Source organism: Pseudomonas sp. NFR16, from assembly GCF_900108875.1.
Classification (GTDB): domain Bacteria; phylum Pseudomonadota; class Gammaproteobacteria; order Pseudomonadales; family Pseudomonadaceae; genus Aquipseudomonas.
Window position 1 is genome coordinate 64,868 of the sequence record NZ_FNYJ01000001.1, and the last position, 16,911, is coordinate 81,778.

The 16,911-nt window shown below is 58.1% G+C and carries 12 protein-coding genes and 2 pseudogenes; 5 read left to right on the forward strand and 9 right to left on the reverse strand.

What is annotated here, in order from left to right:
- Positions 1 to 20: 20 nt before the first annotated feature.
- Entirely contained in the window at positions 21 to 989 is a 969-nt protein-coding gene (locus tag BMZ10_RS00315; protein ID WP_093458080.1) for an AraC family transcriptional regulator, read from the reverse strand.
- A 102-nt stretch (positions 990 to 1,091) separates the two neighbouring features.
- On the opposite strand from BMZ10_RS00315, the gene BMZ10_RS00320 reads away from it, so the two are divergent.
- From BMZ10_RS00320 to BMZ10_RS00330, 3 genes are read left to right on the forward strand one after another with little or no spacing between them, the layout of a single operon-like run.
- Positions 1,092 to 2,342 carry an MFS transporter gene (locus tag BMZ10_RS00320; RefSeq protein ID WP_093458081.1) on the forward strand — a complete coding sequence of 417 codons (1,251 nt, stop codon included), beginning with the start codon at positions 1,092 to 1,094 and terminating at the stop codon, positions 2,340 to 2,342.
- A 49-nt stretch (positions 2,343 to 2,391) separates the two neighbouring features.
- Positions 2,392 to 3,723 carry an MFS transporter gene (locus tag BMZ10_RS00325; RefSeq protein ID WP_093458082.1) on the forward strand — a complete coding sequence of 444 codons (1,332 nt, stop codon included), beginning with the start codon at positions 2,392 to 2,394 and terminating at the stop codon, positions 3,721 to 3,723.
- Between the two features lie 14 nt (positions 3,724 to 3,737).
- A complete protein-coding gene (locus BMZ10_RS00330) occupies positions 3,738 to 5,402 on the forward strand; it encodes a N,N-dimethylformamidase beta subunit family domain-containing protein (RefSeq protein ID WP_093458083.1) in 1,665 nt (554 codons plus the stop codon).
- A gap of 348 nt (positions 5,403 to 5,750) precedes the next feature.
- Here the strand turns inward: BMZ10_RS00330 and BMZ10_RS00335 are convergent, their stop codons facing one another.
- Positions 5,751 to 6,014 carry a DUF1652 domain-containing protein gene (locus BMZ10_RS00335; RefSeq protein ID WP_093458084.1) on the reverse strand — a complete coding sequence of 88 codons (264 nt, stop codon included), beginning with the start codon at positions 6,012 to 6,014 and terminating at the stop codon, positions 5,751 to 5,753.
- 236 nt (positions 6,015 to 6,250) lie between these two features.
- Between BMZ10_RS00335 and BMZ10_RS00340 the strand changes: the two genes are divergently transcribed.
- Both BMZ10_RS00340 and BMZ10_RS28090 read left to right on the forward strand, forming a co-directional pair.
- Complete coding sequence (locus tag BMZ10_RS00340; protein ID WP_093458085.1) at positions 6,251 to 6,643, forward strand: hypothetical protein; 393 nt, start codon at positions 6,251 to 6,253, stop codon at positions 6,641 to 6,643.
- A 375-nt stretch (positions 6,644 to 7,018) separates the two neighbouring features.
- Complete coding sequence (locus tag BMZ10_RS28090) at positions 7,019 to 8,566, forward strand: M10 family metallopeptidase C-terminal domain-containing protein (protein ID WP_093458086.1); 1,548 nt, start codon at positions 7,019 to 7,021, stop codon at positions 8,564 to 8,566.
- A gap of 112 nt (positions 8,567 to 8,678) precedes the next feature.
- Here the strand turns inward: BMZ10_RS28090 and BMZ10_RS00350 are convergent.
- The 7 genes and pseudogenes from BMZ10_RS00350 to BMZ10_RS00385 form a co-directional block, all read right to left on the reverse strand.
- A pseudogene (locus BMZ10_RS00350) lies at positions 8,679 to 9,115 on the reverse strand (GNAT family N-acetyltransferase).
- Positions 9,116 to 9,323: 208 nt separating this feature from the next.
- A complete protein-coding gene (locus tag BMZ10_RS00355; protein WP_093458087.1) occupies positions 9,324 to 10,814 on the reverse strand; it encodes a DUF1254 domain-containing protein in 1,491 nt (496 codons plus the stop codon).
- 11 nt (positions 10,815 to 10,825) lie between these two features.
- Positions 10,826 to 12,262, reverse strand: a complete 1,437-nt coding sequence (locus BMZ10_RS00360; protein WP_093458088.1) for a DUF1254 domain-containing protein — start codon at positions 12,260 to 12,262, stop codon at positions 10,826 to 10,828.
- Between the two features lie 904 nt (positions 12,263 to 13,166).
- On the reverse strand, positions 13,167 to 13,964 hold the full coding sequence (locus BMZ10_RS00370; protein ID WP_093458090.1) for a DUF2092 domain-containing protein: 798 nt from the start codon (positions 13,962 to 13,964) through the stop codon (positions 13,167 to 13,169).
- A 56-nt stretch (positions 13,965 to 14,020) separates the two neighbouring features.
- Positions 14,021 to 14,355: pseudogene (locus BMZ10_RS00375) on the reverse strand (DUF3313 domain-containing protein); the annotation flags it as partial.
- A 17-nt stretch (positions 14,356 to 14,372) separates the two neighbouring features.
- On the reverse strand, positions 14,373 to 15,221 hold the full coding sequence (locus BMZ10_RS00380; protein WP_256214410.1) for a transporter: 849 nt from the start codon (positions 15,219 to 15,221) through the stop codon (positions 14,373 to 14,375).
- Between the two features lie 232 nt (positions 15,222 to 15,453).
- Positions 15,454 to 16,911, reverse strand: a complete 1,458-nt coding sequence (locus BMZ10_RS00385) for a DUF1254 domain-containing protein (protein ID WP_093458092.1) — start codon at positions 16,909 to 16,911, stop codon at positions 15,454 to 15,456.

Genomic DNA, 16,911 nt, shown 5'->3' on the forward strand with positions numbered 1-16,911 from the left:
GGGGAGGCGATGCTCGGGTCTTACGTAACAGCGGGCTGTCGCACCTTACGACTTGATCCTGGTGTCTTGCCAGTGGTGCGCTTGAACGCTCGACTGAACGCGGCTTGAGAGGTGTAACCCAAGCGTTGTGCCACCTCTTCAATCGGCAGCCCTTCGAGTGTCAGCCACTGGCTCGCCAGCCGCATTCGCAGTCCAGTGACGTAGCGCAGCGGCGTCATGCCAATCGTCACCTGGAAGCGGTCCGCGAAGACCGAGCGTGAGGTATTGCAGTGCTCTGCCAACTGCGCGACGGTCCACTCGCGCCCCGGTTGTTGATGAACCGCCAGCAGGGCACGCGCCAGGCGTGGATCGCGCAAGGCGGCGACGAGGCCAGAGGCGTTTCCGCAGGCACACTCCACCCAGCCGCGAACGACCATGGCAGCCACCACGTCGGCCAAACGCGCGAGGATACCGGCGAAGCCGACACGTGCGGCGCTCACCTCGCGCTCCATGGTCGTCAGGATCGGTACCAACCCGGGGTAACGCTGGCCGCCGGCATCAATCAGCATCAGGCCCGGCATCAGCCTGCCAAGGCCATGGATACTGCCCAGTTCAAACTCCATGCAACCACTGAACCAAACGGTACTCGGCGTGGGGCTGGCATCGGTTCCGGTATCCACTGCACTGACGGTATCACCCAAGGGCGCGCCATCCAGACGATCAATGTCCTGCACAGGTGCCTGCGCATGGGAAAACAGCTGATGGGCAGCACCATGGGAGATGAACACGGCGTTGCCGGCAGAAAGCGCGTAGGTGCTGCCGTCCTCCAATTGCAGCACGGCATTACCTACTGCCATGAAGTGGAACCAGGCGTGCCCGGGCTTTTCCGTGAAACCCAGACCGAAGACAGGGCCCGTCTGGATACGCCGGTATTCGACACCGCGCAGGCGCATGCCGCGCAACAGCTCGTTGATGAGGTCCGAGGAAAGAGCAAACTGATTAGCAGTCATCGTTCAGGTGTTTCGGTCAAAAACTAGAGATGTTCGATCATAGATCATCCAGATTCCGGCGCCTAGACTTCGGTTCGTCATGAAAATTGGGAGATCCGTACGATGACCAACTGCATATGTAATGCAGTATCCAACCGCCATCCTGGTGTCGGCTCGGATGTAGAGCCTGCGACCCCCGCGTGGATGGCCGTCTTTTCGTTGGCAATGGGGGTGTTCGGGTTACTGACCGCTGAGTACCTTCCGGCCAGTTTGTTGACACTGATGGCTACTGAACTGGGAGTGTCCGAGGCGCTGGCTGGCCAGGCGGTCACGGTGACAGCAGTAGTCGCGCTGTTCGCCGGCTTGTTGGTGCCAGGCCTGACCCGTGGCATCGACCGACGTTGGGTGTTGCTGGGATTTTCCACGTTGATGGTCGCTTCCAACCTGTTGGTCGCCGTTTCTTCCAGCTTCGCGGTGCTGTTGTTGATGCGCATCTTGCTGGGTATCGCCCTTGGTGGGTTCTGGAGCATGGCGGCGGCGGTCGCGATGCGATTGGTGCCGAGTGCTCTACTGCCCCGGGCGCTATCCATCATTTTCAGCGGCATTGCCGTTGGGACGGTCGTTGCTGTGCCGCTGGGCAGCTATCTGGGCGGGCTGTATGGCTGGCGCAGCGCTTTCTATGCAGCGGCGGCAGTAGGCATGGTGACCCTGGCTTTTCAGTCTTTCACTCTGCCGAGCCTCGCGCCGCGTCGGCCGGCAAGACTGCGTACTGTTTTTGAAGTGTTGCAGCGCCCAGGCATACCCATGGGGATGTTCGGTTGCGTGCTGGTGCACAGCGGGCACTTCGCAATGTTCACCTATGTTCGGCCATTCCTTGAAGGAACCACCGGTATTGGCTCGCAAGGGCTGTCGCTGATGCTGCTGGGGTTCGGTGTGGCGAACTTCTTTGGCACGCTGTTGGCCGGGAAGCTGCTGGAGCGCTACCCGCTGGCCACTCTTGCTTTGATGCCCGCACTGGTCGGCGTTGCAGCGCTGGCGTTAGTGCTGTTGTCGGCCTCGCTGCCGGGGCAGGCGATACTCATGGCGATCTGGGGCCTGGCATTTGGTGGAGTGCCGGTCGCGTGGTCGAACTGGGTCGCCAGCTCGGTACCTGATCAGGCGGAGAGCGCCGGAGGCATGGTGGTGGCATCTGTGCAGTCCGCCATCGCAACAGGTGCCGCCGCTGGCGGTGCAGTGTTCAGCCTCGGTGGCAGCGCCGGCGTATTCGTAGCAGCGGCCGTGCTGATGCTGCTGGCCGCGTTGCTGATTGCGCTGCGGGTCCGCGTCCCTTCTGTCCAAGGCGATCGCCAGCCCAAGCCCCCGTTGCACCTGTGAATCGGTTTGCCAAACCGCCTTGATCTCGTTCCTTACCAGGAGTTACCTCATGAACAATACGACGTCTCACCAAGGACGCCTCAAATCGTTGCGCGCGGCAGGCATCGGCAATGCGCTTGAATGGTTCGACTGGACTTTGTACGCAACCTTTTCGGTGTACCTGGCCAGCCACCTGTTCGACAAGACCGATGCGCGCTCGGCGATGCTCGCGACCCTTGCTGTGTTTGCGGTTGGCTTTGTCGCACGCCCTGTCGGCGGATGGTTGTTTGGCCGACTGAGTGACCGGCTGGGGCGCCGGACCATCATGGTGCTTACCATGCTGCTGCTTGCGATCAGCAGCCTGGGCATTGCGCTTATCCCCGATTACCAGAGCATTGGCCTTTATGCCTCTGTCGCGTTGCTGTTTTTCCGCCTGATGCAGGGGCTCGCCCATGGTGGCGAAACAGGGGTTTCCTACACCTATGTCGCCGAGATAGCCCCAAGCAAGCACCGTGGCTTATGGTCGAGTTCGGTCTATGTGGGGGTGACGCTGGGAGTGATGGCGGCAACCGCCGTGGCGGTAGTGCTGACCTGGCTGCTGGGTGCGCAGGCCATGGGTGACTACGGCTGGAGGATTGGCTTCGCCATTGGTGGAGTGCTCGGTATCTACGCGCTGTTTTTACGCCGCGGAGCGCAGGAATCCCATGTGTTCGTAGAACAGCAGGGACAAGCGCGACCGCCGCGCAAGTTGTCCACGGGTGAGATGCTGCGCGTCGCACGTAACATCGTCATGCTTGCGGCGGCTGCCAATGTCACTTACTACGCCTGGGTCACGTTCGGCGCTTCCACGGCGATTGCCCAAGGCATGGACGCCACGGGTGCCTATGTAGCCAGCCTTCTCGCGCAGATCCTCTGTGTGTGCTGGTTGCCGGTCTGCGGGATGCTGTCGGATCGGGTAGGCCGCCGCCCCATGGTCATCTCCTGGGGGCTGGGCGTGATCGCACTGACCTATCCCATCTCGATAATGGTGACCACTGAGCCCTACACGCTGTTCCTGGCCCAAGTGCTGGGGCTCGGCGCCTGGTCGTTGATCGCTGCCATTTTCCCCGCGGTGCTATCCGAGCAGGTACCCACCCAGGCACGGGCCCAAGGCGTCGGTTTGGTCTCATCCGTGTCAGTGGCGATCTTTGGCGGTACTGCCCCCTATCTGCACAACTATCTTAGCGGCGCCGACCTTGCCTATCTATACGTCAGCTATGTCATTGGGTTGGGCGTAGTCACCGTCGTCGCAGGGTTTCTGATCGATGAAACTGCGGGCATTGATCTCGCGCACATCCAGGCGCCTGGCGATCGAGTCAGCGCCAATACCGTGACTGGTCGATCCGCTGAATCAGTTGAATAAAGGAGTATAAATCCATGAATTCCACAGACCTCAAAAACCCCGCAGCGCGAGGTGAACGACCGGGCGCCAACGTGACTGTCAGCCAGACTTCGGGGCCACGTCAGGCCGCACGCGAGACCTGGGTTGAAATCCCTTCAGAGTTGGGCCCGGCGGCCGCCTGGTGTTACTCGGATCGCCGCGCCTACAACCCGGGTGATTCGGTCCACCTGTATCTGTCGTCGAACTGCCCGCAAGTGAAGCTCAGGATCTATCGCGACGGAGCCATCGCCCGCACGCTGCATAACACCGACAGCCTTGATGCTCAATTCCACCTCATACCTGAACGTGCCTATGAGCAAGGCTGCCAATGGCCAATCTTCATGCAATGGTCAATCCCGGCTGATGCCGAGCAGGGGGGCTATATAGTGGAAGTACGGGACGGCGCTGGCAGCGTCCTCGGGCATCATCTGTTTATCGTCAAGGCGCTGCGCAAGCGTGCCGATGCCTTGGTGCTCGTCGCGGCCACATCGACGTGGGCCGCTTATAACGACTGGGGTGGTGCCAATCATTACTTTGGCCTTCATCCCGGAACGCCGCGCGGCCGCTCACCGTTGCTGTCGGCACAGCGCCCATGGGCGCGAGGGCAGGTGTGGCTGCCGAAGGATGCGCCACGTTGCGTCAACGCGAGCCGGCCCCGCCAGCCAGGCCCGGCGCGGTATGAGTTCATCGAATGGGCTGGGCTTAACGGCTACGCCAAGTACTACGCGCTGGCGGGGTGGGCTTCTTACGAGCGGCCCTTTGTGGTCTGGGCCGAACAGCAAGGTTATACGGTGCATATCCTGACCCAGGACGATTTGCATCACGACCCGCACGCACTTGAGGGCTACGCCTGCGCCGTCTTCGCCGGGCACGACGAGTACTGGACGTGGGAAATGCGCGACCATGTCGACGCCTTTGTCGAAGAGGGTGGCAAGATCGCGCGCTTCGCTGGCAATTTCATGTGGCAGATTCGCCTGGAAGATGAAGGTCGGCGGCAGGTGGCCTACAAGTACGATGCCGCTGCGCTCGATCCTGTGGCGGCTACCGAGCCTCATCGGCTCACCGGGGCCTGGGAAGATCCGCGAGTGAATTGCCCTGGGGCGTTGACGTTCGGGGTGAATGCGCTGCGCGGGATATACGGTAGCTTTGGGGGCATGGCACCTCGCAACCCGCGTGGGTACACAGTCTTCAGGCCTGAGCACTGGGCTTTTATGGGAACGGGTCTCGGCTACGCGGACATGTTCGGAGATGAGTCCAACATCTTTGGCTATGAAGTAGACGGCCTGGAGTATACGTTCGTCGACGGCCTCCCAGAACCGCTTGGCACAGACAGGGCACCCTGCGGATTGCAAATTCTCGCAATGGGCTGGGCGACCAATGCCGAACACGGCCGGTCCGAGGATGCCTATTCATTCATGCTCGGGGATGGCGACGCCCGGTTTCGTGCTTCTATCTTGGCGCCCGACCTCAGCGACGCCAGCATCGATCTGCATAGCCGTGGGGCCGGTATGGTGGTGCATTTCCACAAAGGTCGAGGTGAGGTCTTTACCGCCGCCACGTGCGAATGGGTTCATGGGCTCATGCAGGCAGACATTTACACTGTAATGATCACAAAAAATGTGCTGGATCGGTTCTTGCGCAATGCACAGGAGGTTCGCTGATCGCATAAAAAAGGGAGATACAGCTTTGGCATTTCGAAAGTGCGTAGATCTTCGAATTGCTCCGGTAGAGAACGCGGCAGGTTCTCACTGCACGATTTGCAGGCGCTTACTCGGCAACCCAGCAGATCCGTCAGCAGGCAAGTGCGGCGGGGATTGCTGGGGATGCATAGGCGCTATCGAGGTGGAAATGGGATGTGAAGAGTCGCTTGTCTACGAATGCAAAAAAAGAAGGGTCTGGGCTTCGGCTAGGCTGGATTGACCCATTACGCCTTGATCTGGAAGCTGCGTTACGACCGCTTCTGGCCGACAGCTGCCTCTCTCTTAAGCGCCTACTGATCCTGAACATAGTCATTTCTGCCTAGCGCCGGAATTGCGCACGTCCACGATTTCCCTGAGGCGTATTTCTTCCCGTATCTGGCCCACAAGATTGGCAATGGATCGGCTCGACGCTACCTCCACCCGAGATATCCCAGCAACCGTCAGCAGCAGCTTCCCGGAGCGTTGATCATAGATTTGGACAGTGATCGAACCATATGGATCCAGGCTGCAAGCACACCTATCCGGCAAAAATGCCGTTTCCAGTACGTGTTTGATTTCCAGGTCTGAGATCACGGCCTTCCTCTCCTTGTGATCAGTGGAGTGAAAGTGTAGGGCAAAATTTTAGGTCTCTGAGTTCCTTCCGCATGAAAAGGGAAATGTAAGGCACTCGTTCATCGAGCGGCTGTTTACGACCCAAAGCGGACGGCGGTGTAGGCAACCCGATAGTGCTTTCTGCTACGCTGGTCCGTGTGTCAAGCGTGTCCGTTGTCGTGTCTGCATGTCTCGGAAAAGGAAGTCATTGGGGCAGCATGAAAAAACTTATCATAGGTGCACTCTTGGTCTTGCTGCTCGGGGCGTGGTACGTCGGCACCGATGATCACCAAGTGTTGCAAGTTTCAAATCGGTCATGTCCCTGCGATCTTGAAACGTTCACCGATAAGGCATGGGATTCTGTTTGCATCGTGCCCCCCTACATTCCTTCTGACAAATACAGTGAACTAGCCGGAAATCGCCAGCCCGTAACATTGGATCAGGACAATGAGTGGGCGCTTGCTTACTACCTTGGCGATAAGCTTGTCGATCTGCATTATGCGAATGCCGCTCAAATACCATTGGAGAGCGAGTTATTGACCTGTCAGCCTCGAAGCAGCGTCAGATATGCATTTGCCGGGAAAGGTTTTTTGCTCATGGAGAAGGAGTGACTGTTCCGGCATGGAATTTCTTGAGGGAGTAGGGCTGGAGATCGCCATCTGGTATTGACCACCTTCGACTGCCGTCATGCGGAGAGTCTGCGCTGATGCCATTAATATCGACGGTGCTGACTGTCTGCTTCTGGCCAACTCGTGCCTGATGCGACCGGATCTGAACAGCCAGAAGCGCCCGGTTATGCTCGAGCGTTTTGGACCCATAGCATCCCTTCACGTCGAATGGAGAAGGTCAAAACCTGCAGCGTTACGATCTGCATCCAACACGCCGGTTATAACCGTTCGTCGAATGCGGCCCATTGCTATTAACTCAACAGTGTTATTGGCGTTACACCGGACCCGCGCTGGACCAACCGCAGATAAGGAGCACGCATGACCCAAGCTTTCAACACGAGCGATCTCACCAAGCACAAAGCGCCTGAAGATTTGCAGGTCCCGAGCGCCACTGGCCGAGCCAGCAAGAACCCGATCGAACTCATCGTGCAGGGCACCTCCGACAGTGATTCCATACACGGTGGGCTGGCCAACGAGCTATTGATGGGCGGGGCCGGTAACGACCAGATAGTCAGCGGGGGTGGCAATGACGTGATGGTCCCCGGTGCCGGATTCGATATCTTGTACGGAGGCACGGGCAACGACGTATTTCGCTTCGACCGCATCGGTGACAGCTATATCAAGGCCGGATCTGAATTCACCGATGGCATCAACTATTTTGACCCCGCTCACGATATCCTCGACGTGTCGGCTCTGGGCTTTAGCCATTTAGGCGACGGCTATGGCGATACCCTGCAAATACGTAGTGAGCCCCTGCGCGGCATTTACATTTTAGAAAACTATGAGCAAGACCATAATGGCCGGCATTTTGCCGTGCAGTTCCTGTCCAGCAGCGGCCTTATTACCGATGCCAACCTGCAACCGCTGGTTAGCGGGACCTCGCAACACGACCTGCTGGTGGGAACCGACGATGGCGAAACCATCAAGGCCGGCGCTGGCCGTGACACGGTCGAAGCGGGTGCGGGCAATGACCGGCTATTTGGAGGCACTGGCGGCGACACCCTGAGCGGCGGCCTGGGTGCCGACACCTTTGTGTATACCCAGCTCAGCGACAGCTATCGGAACGATGCCAGTGGCAGCTACGCCGGCCGCGACCTGATCACCGACTTCAATGGCGACGGCCATGACATGATCGACGTGTCCGCGTTGGGCTTCACCGGACTGGGTAATGGCTACAACGGTACGCTGAAGGTGGTCCTCAACCTGGCTGGCGATGCCACCGCGCTTAAATCACTGGAGCCCGATGCCAACGGTAACCGCTTCGAAATTCTGCTCAGTGGGAACCACGTCAGTGAACTCAATGCCAGCAGCGTGCTGTTCGCCCCGCCCAGTAATGCGACAACTGTGACCACCCCGCAGCCGATCACCCCGGTGAATCTGGCCGGCGACGGTAAGGCCAATATTCTGTACGGCTACTGGGGCAACGATACTCTGGCCGGCGGTGCCGGAAACGACATCCTTGAGGGTAACGCGGGCAACGACGTGCTGACCGGTGGGTTGGGTGCGGACAAGCTCACCGGCGGCACAGGCAACGACCGTTTTGTGTTCACGAGCAGCGGCGACAGCTATGCAGGCAGCAGCGACCTGATCACTGATTTCATCTGGGGGGAAGACAAACTCGACGTCGCCGCGCTCGGCGTGACGGGTTTGGGGGACGGTTATCACGGCACCTTGCGCATGACCTACGATGAAATCAACGACCGCACCTACCTGCGCAGTAGCGAGGCAGGTGCCGATGGGCACGCCTTTCAGGTCACGCTAGCCGGATACGATTACACACATTTGATCACCAATGCCGACTTGGTGGTCGCCGATACGGCAGAGGTAGGGCTCATTGGGCACGTCGCTGCTGATTACTTGAGCTAACAGATAAGAAATTTCTCCGGGTGATCCTGTGGATCCCGAAAGGAGTCATGCACTGCTTATCGCCGCTAGCCCTCGGTTGCTATCGTCCGCTTCTGGCCGATAGCTGACATGGTCAGAGGTTTGTGAGCTGCATGATGTGCGTCGCCTGCGCGTCTTCGGTTCGTGCGAAGCCGCAGCACAGGTAAAAAGCGCTTCCCTCCGCAGTGTCGGTGTAAAGCCGCACAGTTTCAAAACGCAAAGCGGCGTGGGCGAGCAAGGCGCTAACCAGTTTTTTGCCAATCTGTTGCCCCCGTGACGCAGGAGTCACATAAACACGCCGCAGCCTTCCTGTACGAGCGTGTGTGAATGGATCAACGGATAGGCCGCCAATGCCCACCAGTTCGCGATCTAGATACGCTGCCATGAGGCATTCGCCTGGCGCGTCGAAGCGATTGGCTCCCGAGTGCCATTCCTAGGTCAGTCGAGTGATGAGCCTAAAGCCTTCTGCCACGGCCCGTTCTCAAGGGCGGGAATCTGTGACGGCAGGCGCGTGACCTTTTGGATCTCCATTTGCGTTCAACCCTTCACTGATTGGGTACGAAACCCTTTTGAGTTGCAAAGGGATCTTGATGTGCGGAGTGTGGGTAAGTAAAGGGCAGCTATCGACCCAAAGCGGACGTTGAACACCAGAAGATGTCCCACGTCGCTCGACCTTGAGCAGGCTTGGCAAAAGAGAGATGAAAGCCTTAATGCTCGCATCTCTCTGTTCGCTGAATGCCTACTGCTTGTGCAAGTCGCCAGGTTTCCAGGCCTTGTCGAAGAAAGCCTTGGTCGGGCCATAAAGGCGCAGGATCACGAAAAATCCTTTGTCGGGCAACGTACGAATCCAGTTCTTGCCGGTGCCCGGTGAGTCTGGACCAAAGTGCACGTCAATCGAACCATCTGCATTGGCAACCGGCTTGTCCATGGTGTTCAACGATGGAAACGGCTGCCCGTTATCCAGGCCGGACGCGGTCACTGAGTCATAGGCTGTCACCGACCAGAACAAGGCCGCCGGAATACCCTTGGGCAAGTTGAGGGTGTAATGGTTGCTGCCGGAGAGGAAGTCCCCTTTGGCATCGACGAAGGTGGCCGGGTACTTGGCGCCTACGTTTTCCATGCTTACCGCCATGCCTGGGCTGGTCGAGTAGGCATTAGTGAAGAAGCCGGTGCGCGGGTCGATGAAATTGAAGGTGTCGGCTGTAAAGGTCGCGTTGCCGGGGAATACATTCAGCCATCTGCGATCCGGATACCATGTGCCGTCAGCCACGATGGTCTGCGGGGTATAAGAGATAGCATGGCCCATCTTGCTCGCTGTCCTGGCCGCTTTATCAAGCAAATCGCGTGTGGCTGCATCCGGTTTGAAGGGTCTGCCTTTGATAATACCCAGCGCCGCGAGCATGCCGCGCATTTCCATGTCCTGCGGGTCGACGTACTCGTGATCGATGAACCGTGACAGCATATCGAACGCGCTGCCGTCAGTGGGGTAGAGCATGTTGGCTGGGGTCTTCGAAGCGTTGGGGAATTCCATTGGCTTAGCCTCCGCCTGTTTACCCAGCGGATAGATCCGTGTCTGCTCCATGATCTTCACAGGCTGTTCGAGCTGTTTCGGATCCTTGAAGAAACCCCGCCAAAACACGAACACGCCGTAGGTGCGCGAACGAAACGTGAGATAGCCCGGGGGGACCTCGCCCTTGAAGTCCGGCGGCAGTACCAAATATTTGCCGCCCTTGCCCTTGTCCGGCCCTGGCAACCCGACGTCACCGCACCATTGCCGGCCTTCAATCTGGCCTTCCGAACAGATCGGCCGCTGGAAGAAATCATCGAGAATACCCTGCAAGCCCGGCGGCACTTCGATGACCATCGGGCCGTCCTGATTCAAGTCCAGATAACCCATGGCGTAAATCACGTCCGAGTTCGGCGTCGTGACGAGGGTCTTGGCGTTAAGGCGATCTTTCCAGATCGGCAGTACGTTGTACCCCGCACCAAAGGTCTTCTCCGAGCCCTCTTTCATGCCATACATATTCAGCGCGGGCAGGGCCCAGATGTACGACTGCACGGCGCGTTGAAACAGCAGTTCGTTCTTTAGCTGCGCCACGCCGTCCAGAGTCGGGTAACCACCGTCGAACGGGATGTCGGCCAACTGCTCGTAGTGATTGGCTGCCTGCGCGATGGCGCTGAGCGAGAGGCTAACGGTTAGTGCTGTCAGCACGAGGTTCAAAGCCTTCATGATCGACGTCCTTATTCAATCGGTTTGTATTTGGCCGAAACGCTGCCGACAGTCGTCGTGGATTGTTCGATCATGGGCGACTTCCATTTGCCTTCCAGTAACTCGGTTTTAGGCCAGTAGTAACGCATCGTGACCATGAATGGCCCGTCGGGTGCCGGTAGCCAGTTAGCCTCTTTTTCCTTGCCAGGAGACTCATGCTGGATATACAGAGTGAGCCCGCCATCAGCATCTTTCTTCAGCTCGGGCAGCATGGGTGAGTTGATCAGATAGCGATTGATGGGGTTATCCACGAGCAGCTGTTTCGGCAGGTCGTACATGGTGATCGACCAGAACGCCTGCACTGGGGGTTGCTGGCCCTTGGCAAATCTCAGAGTGTATTTATGTTTGCTGGCGTCCAGTGGTTGCCCGGAAGCGTCCTTGTCATAGATGGGATACATCGCTTCTTCACGTGAGTTCGCGCCAATACCCATTTGTGCACCCGTAGCGCGGGCGACGTAGTCGTTGTTCAGGAACGCTCGGGTGCCGAAGAGGGTGTCGGTTTTTCCCTTCAACGAGCTACGAAGCTGATCAATTTCTTTCTGGCCATTCTGCATGCCTGCCACTAGCGCCGCTTGTTGACCGGCCGTCAGTTTCGACGCGTCGAAGGGTTTGCCCGGTTCGATACCAATCTCGGTGAAACGCCTGCGCAGCGCGGTTTCACTGGGATGCACCGGTGCGAATTGCAGAAGGAATGCTAACTGGTTGAAGAACTCGGGAGAGGTTCGTTCTATGGCAGGCGATATCGGCTTGATCCAGTTCACCTCGGCCGGTGCCTCTGGTGACGGACTTTTCTGGAATGCAGAGAGGGTCTCAACCTTGTATTTTGCCTGGATGTTTTTAACGTTCTGCAAGTCGTCAGGATTGAACAGCTGTGTGCGGCCAACAACTGAAACCATGTCGGTTTCAGCCTGAATCACCTTGTCCACATTCTTGGGTTTTTCCCCCTTCCAGTTCGGCCCTGCGATCATATACGTGCCGCCCTGATTTCCCGTGCTCCGACTGCCGATGTAGGCAAAGTTGAAGCTGTAAAGGTCCATCAGCTGGAAAACGAAATAACGGTTTTTTTCCATGGGTGGAACGCTGATCACGACCGGTTCTGCCCGCAGGTCCAGTCCGCTGAACGAGTAGGGAGTATCGGAATTGGGCGTGACAAATGCTGTGTCAGCGGGAGTGAATACCCTCGACACATTGAGAATATTATTGAACGGGCCTTTGTATTGAGGATTGGTCTTGTCGATGGAAAACGCATACATGACTCGATACGTATCGACCATCGGCGTACCGAAAACATAGGCCTCTCTGGCGATGTCACGAGTATCTTTCTCGCTTAACGCCGCACTGGCTTGCAGCGGGACGGCGGTCAACAAAGTGGCGACTAGTGACGAGGCAAAAAAAGCATTTTTCAGCATTTATAAAGCTCCTTTCATCATTGGTGGCACGTGCATCGTTCGGTGTTAACCCCTAGCATTTCAGGTCTGAAGGATTGGGACTTCTAACGCTTACACGTGCCACCGAATGGTAAGTCCCCACCGATTTAGCATGGCCGTTGCTACCAGGCCCCCATTGGTTCGGGCTGGCCCAAAGTGGCCGCGTACACACCAATAGCTTTCAGTCATTCTTGGGGGAGTAATTCCATTGCGTGTGCGTTTTCGGCAGACCGCGTATGGCTGGCTTAGGTACCGCTTATGTCGGACAGCGTTGAGATCATCAGCAAACGCGGGCCTGAGGTTTTCCAACTTCATCGCGGTGCCACCACAACAATGTATTGCAGGCTGGTGCCCACATATTGCGGCTGGTACCAGGTGTTTCCACACTGCTGGTAGCTAACACCGTTGACCAGCACTGGCACGCAGCTAGCCGGCACGGATGCGACGGCCGTGCCGATAGCGATTGCTGTGGCCGTGGTCGCGCCAATGACCGCTGCTGTAGCCCATGGGTGATACCAGTCATCCGGGTGATAGTCGGGAGGAGGTGGAGGCGGCGGTGGGGGCGGCATCGGATGCGGTCCAGGCGGGCCTGGCGGATGGGGCCCTGGCTGAGGGCTTGGCGGATGTGGGCCCGGTCCTGGAGGGTGAGGTGCCGGGTGTGGATGAGGTTCAGGCATTGGGTGAGGAGGTGGCCCGCCGGAAAAATCGTGCGCCGGGTTACCCTCGAAGCGATGCGTCGTAGCGCCACCGAAATTATGAGTCGGGACGACGAACGTCCGTGCGCCGCCACCCGGTCTCGTATGCCAGGCCTGCGCATGGCCTGGGCAAAGCAGAGCGACAAGCACGACCCCCGCAGCGCACTGTTGAAAGCGACAGGCTGTTGGTTTCACGGCTGGACCTCCCGTTCGGTCGGCGCGAGTTCGCGCAACGGCACCGCCTGTACGCCGGCAGGCGGCACGAATTCATACGCGCTTGCGGGGGCTGCCTTGTCCTCCATCCAGTGGTAACGCACGCTGTGTCGGGGCATCGCTTCAAGGTCCTGGCGCACAATCACCAGTTGGCAAGGCAGCGGCCGAGGTCCCAGATGAACCCACAGCTGCCAATCGACGCCTGGCTGGCGGTACGCGTAGTGGGCACAGAGCTTGCCATCGATCTCCTGATCATTGATGTACAGGGCGCTGTCGATGCCGACTTCGTTGGCCGTCTCGGCGTTCCAGCGGAACAGGTCGGCCAGAGGCAGCACGATTCCGTACCGTTGGTTCATGTCAGCCAGCAGCCCGTCAATGTTCGAGGGCGCGCTGCCGCTGGCGTAGTAACGCTGACCCTGATCGAACAGTACGAAACGCCTGCCGTTGTAAAACAGGGTTTTGCGATAAGGGCCGTCCACCACGTTTACCCACAATTTATTCGGTAGTGTGGCGATCAGCTCAGTGTGGTAGCTGAACTGAACCACCTGGCCGTTATCCAGCACCTGATCGGTGTCACTGTCGGCAATCAGATGAAGGTTTTTCAGCCCGCGCAGGAACGTCCCCATCTCCTGCAAAACTTTCAACGCGCGAGGGTCCTTTTCCATGGGGGCTGGGGCTGGCTGATCGCCGGGCAGGGCGTGGACATATCCAGCTGCCAGCGTCAGCAGGCCGACTGCCACGTACATTTTGAATAGCGCTGATCGTCCGTCGAACATCGTCGTCGTTCCTGCCAAAGGATCATCTGTATGTGCTGCTGCCGGGTAGATACAGACTACCTACCCGTCAGGAACCTTTCGTAAGTCAGGCGCATGTCGCCAGCCCACCCGTCAAGCACGGGCTTGACGTCGTCGAGTGTCAATCGGGTCTGAGCGTTCTCCAAAGGCTTACCGCTACCTTTACGAACCACCTGGGCGAGCACATGGTTCGTGTCCGCATCCAGGAATGCGGCTTCGTTGCAATTTCGACGCTTTGATCGCGCCCCCCTGCCGCTGTATTTACGGCTGCGGCAACCAAAGCGATCGGAATCACCTCATAAGGCTTCAGGCGCTCGGTGCTGGTCGATACAGCAGTAATGGCGGTCTCATAACGTGACATCCCGTCAGATGGGGTTTAGCCCGGATGGCCTACCAGGCGTATTGGAGTCGTAGCGTCCATGTATTCACATCCGGAGAGCCTGTACGTTCAGACACCGTGTCCGAATAGGCGATAAGCCCGCCGAACTGGGGTGAAAGCATGAAGCCGACGCTTGCACCCAGCAGAGCGTTCTCCTGCTTGTTGTCCTGCCAGTCCCCATCAATCCGCGTTTCGCCACCCCGATTGTAAGTCGCGTCCAGAGAAGCCCAGAGCGCGCGGTTGAAGGTGTAACTGAAATGTCCCTCCACTCCGTACAACGGCTTCTGTTCGAGTTTCCGGTCGCCTTGATAGTCATTGTTGTCGCCGTAGAGCGAGACATAACTGTTGAATTCAAGCCATGTCGGCCCGATGGGCGTGCCGAAGGCGATTTCCGGTTTGAAGGCCCAACGGTTCGACCCGATGTTGATGATTCGGTCCTTGTCGTAATCACCGGTAGGCGCGGTGATCCAGAGCGCGCCCGTCAGGAAGGTTTCCGGTGTCCAGTTGGCGAACTCTTCCTTGGTCAATGCCGGGCCGCCGAACAGGTTGTGCACCAGCACGACTTGCGTGTCCGCCATTCCGCCATTGTGTTTCGTGCCATCGAAGAACCGAGCGTTATCGAAAGAAGCGGAGATATCCGCGTAGGGCTGCAAGATCTGGATAGCACTGTTGCGCCCGTCGATAGCGAAAGAGCGGGCATAACGAGCGATGTAGAGATTCGCGTTAAGCGAAAGCCCGTCAATCGGCAGCGAGGTGTCGATCGGTGTGTTCGTGTCGATACGGTTGTAATACCCGAAGACCATGTTTAGATCGGTCGGCAAGTTCTGCCAGTCCCTGGCGTTGTCAGCCAAGGTCAACATAGGCGTAAGTGCCAGTGTTGTGGCACCTAAAGTGGCCAGTCTGTGAAATGCGAGCATCGTGTGGTTCCTTATCGCGGCGGCCCAGTCATGTCAGCGATTCAAGTGAGTCCAAATCGGCGGCTCTCATTGCCCTTACGCCACTCTGGCGTTGCTAGGCTGACAGGCGCCTGGCGCATGGACCGGCTGATCTTCACTGATCGCCTCATTGGATGGGCTGACCGCCATCTCCTGTTCAGTTCACGGGTGTTATGTCATCCAGCTTCCAGCTCTTGTCGAAATACGCCTCGGTCGGCGCGTACAGACGGAAGTAGCTGAACCAGTGTTTCCCAGGCACCGTTTGAACCCAGTTTTTCTCGAAACCGTCAGGGGCTTTAGGTCCGAAATACAGATCAACCGAGCCGTCCGGATTCTTCTTCAGGTCCTGACGAGACGACAGGTCAGCTTTCCGTTGGGGGTTGTCGATCAGGCAGCGAGTGTCGATGTCGTAGACGGTCATCGACCAGAACTGCTTGGCTGGCGGGGTAGGCCCTACATGCAACCGATAGCTTTTGCCGCCATCGAGCCACTGTCCGTCCTTGTCCGTGTACGCACCCAGATAGGTCTGACCCAGACCAGGCGTTTTTGAAACCATGCCTTTGGTATTTGTCACGGCCTCATAAAACCATGCACTGCGTTCCCAAAGCTGATCGTAGAAAGCAACCCGCTGTGAGGGCTCGGCAATGTTCAACACCGTGTCCCATTGGCGATCAGGCCAGAACTGGGCGCCGGGAAATCGCTTGGCAAAGGTGTTGGCCTTGGCGATCAGCTCCCCCATCTGGACACCGTCTTCCAGCGCCTTTTTCTGAGCCGGTGTCGGCTGGAAGGGCTTGTCCTTCTCGATTCCCAGACTGGCCAGCATGGCCATGTAGAAGCGGTCTCTTTCGTTTACCGGCTCTTTCTGGATGATCTGATGCAGCCGCTCCCAGTACGCCATACCACGAGGTTGCGTGCCCGACCAGGCTTTGCCACCCGGAGAAAGCAGCTTGGTTTTACTTGGCTCCGTACGTTTGCTGTACGGGTACATCTTGAACTGCTCAACCAAAGCCTTGCCTTTGGCAGGGTCAGGATCGAGCACACGGAATCCCACCAGAACGTTCATGGTTTCCGACTTGGCAATGTAATACTTGCCTGCATCCGCAGGAGTCTGGGCACCGGGGGGCAATACCAGATACTTCCCTCCTTTGCCCTTGTCGGGGCCGGTCTCGCCCATGTCGATGATCGCGCGTTGCCAGAAATCGCCGACGCCTCCGGCGGTCGGCCCCGGCGGCAGTTCGATGACCAGCGGTCCCGTTTCGTTCAGATCCACGAATCCGAGAATGTAGGGGGTCGTCGCATTGGCGGTGATGACGCCCAATTTATCCTCGTAACTGTTGAGCACCATCAAGTCGCCACTTTTCGCGCCCAGTTTGTTTTGAAATTCCTCCTGCCATTGCGCGTAGGAAACCAGCGGCAATGCCCAGAGGTAGCTCTGGGTGGCTTGCTGGAAATCCAGCTCCGAGTAGAGTTTGGCAACGGACTCATGGGCCGGAAGTTCGCCCTCCATTGACACAGGCCCTATACGGGTTTCCAGCGTCTGAGCCTGCGCAGCGATGCTGCAACTGACGGCCAGGGTGAGAAGCGTGCGGCCAGCCAGGCGAGAAAAGTGATCCAT

What these genes read in the sequence shown, in the direction of transcription:
- BMZ10_RS00355 (WP_093458087.1), bottom strand. Translation starts at nt 10,814, where the DNA reads ATGAAGGCTTTGAACCTCGTGCTGACAGCACTAACCGTTAGCCTCTCG.
- BMZ10_RS00385 (WP_093458092.1), bottom strand. Translation starts at nt 16,911, where the DNA reads ATGGATCACTTTTCTCGCCTGGCTGGCCGCACGCTTCTCACCCTGGCC.
- BMZ10_RS00320 (WP_093458081.1), top strand. Translation starts at nt 1,092, where the DNA reads ATGACCAACTGCATATGTAATGCAGTATCCAACCGCCATCCTGGTGTC.
- BMZ10_RS00370 (WP_093458090.1), bottom strand. Translation starts at nt 13,964, where the DNA reads ATGTTCGACGGACGATCAGCGCTATTCAAAATGTACGTGGCAGTCGGC.
- BMZ10_RS00330 (WP_093458083.1), top strand. Translation starts at nt 3,738, where the DNA reads ATGAATTCCACAGACCTCAAAAACCCCGCAGCGCGAGGTGAACGACCG.
- BMZ10_RS00360 (WP_093458088.1), bottom strand. Translation starts at nt 12,262, where the DNA reads ATGCTGAAAAATGCTTTTTTTGCCTCGTCACTAGTCGCCACTTTGTTG.
- BMZ10_RS28090 (WP_093458086.1), top strand. Translation starts at nt 7,019, where the DNA reads ATGACCCAAGCTTTCAACACGAGCGATCTCACCAAGCACAAAGCGCCT.
- BMZ10_RS00325 (WP_093458082.1), top strand. Translation starts at nt 2,392, where the DNA reads ATGAACAATACGACGTCTCACCAAGGACGCCTCAAATCGTTGCGCGCG.
- BMZ10_RS00315 (WP_093458080.1), bottom strand. Translation starts at nt 989, where the DNA reads ATGACTGCTAATCAGTTTGCTCTTTCCTCGGACCTCATCAACGAGCTG.
- BMZ10_RS00340 (WP_093458085.1), top strand. Translation starts at nt 6,251, where the DNA reads ATGAAAAAACTTATCATAGGTGCACTCTTGGTCTTGCTGCTCGGGGCG.
- BMZ10_RS00380 (WP_256214410.1), bottom strand. Translation starts at nt 15,221, where the DNA reads ATGTTGACCTTGGCTGACAACGCCAGGGACTGGCAGAACTTGCCGACC.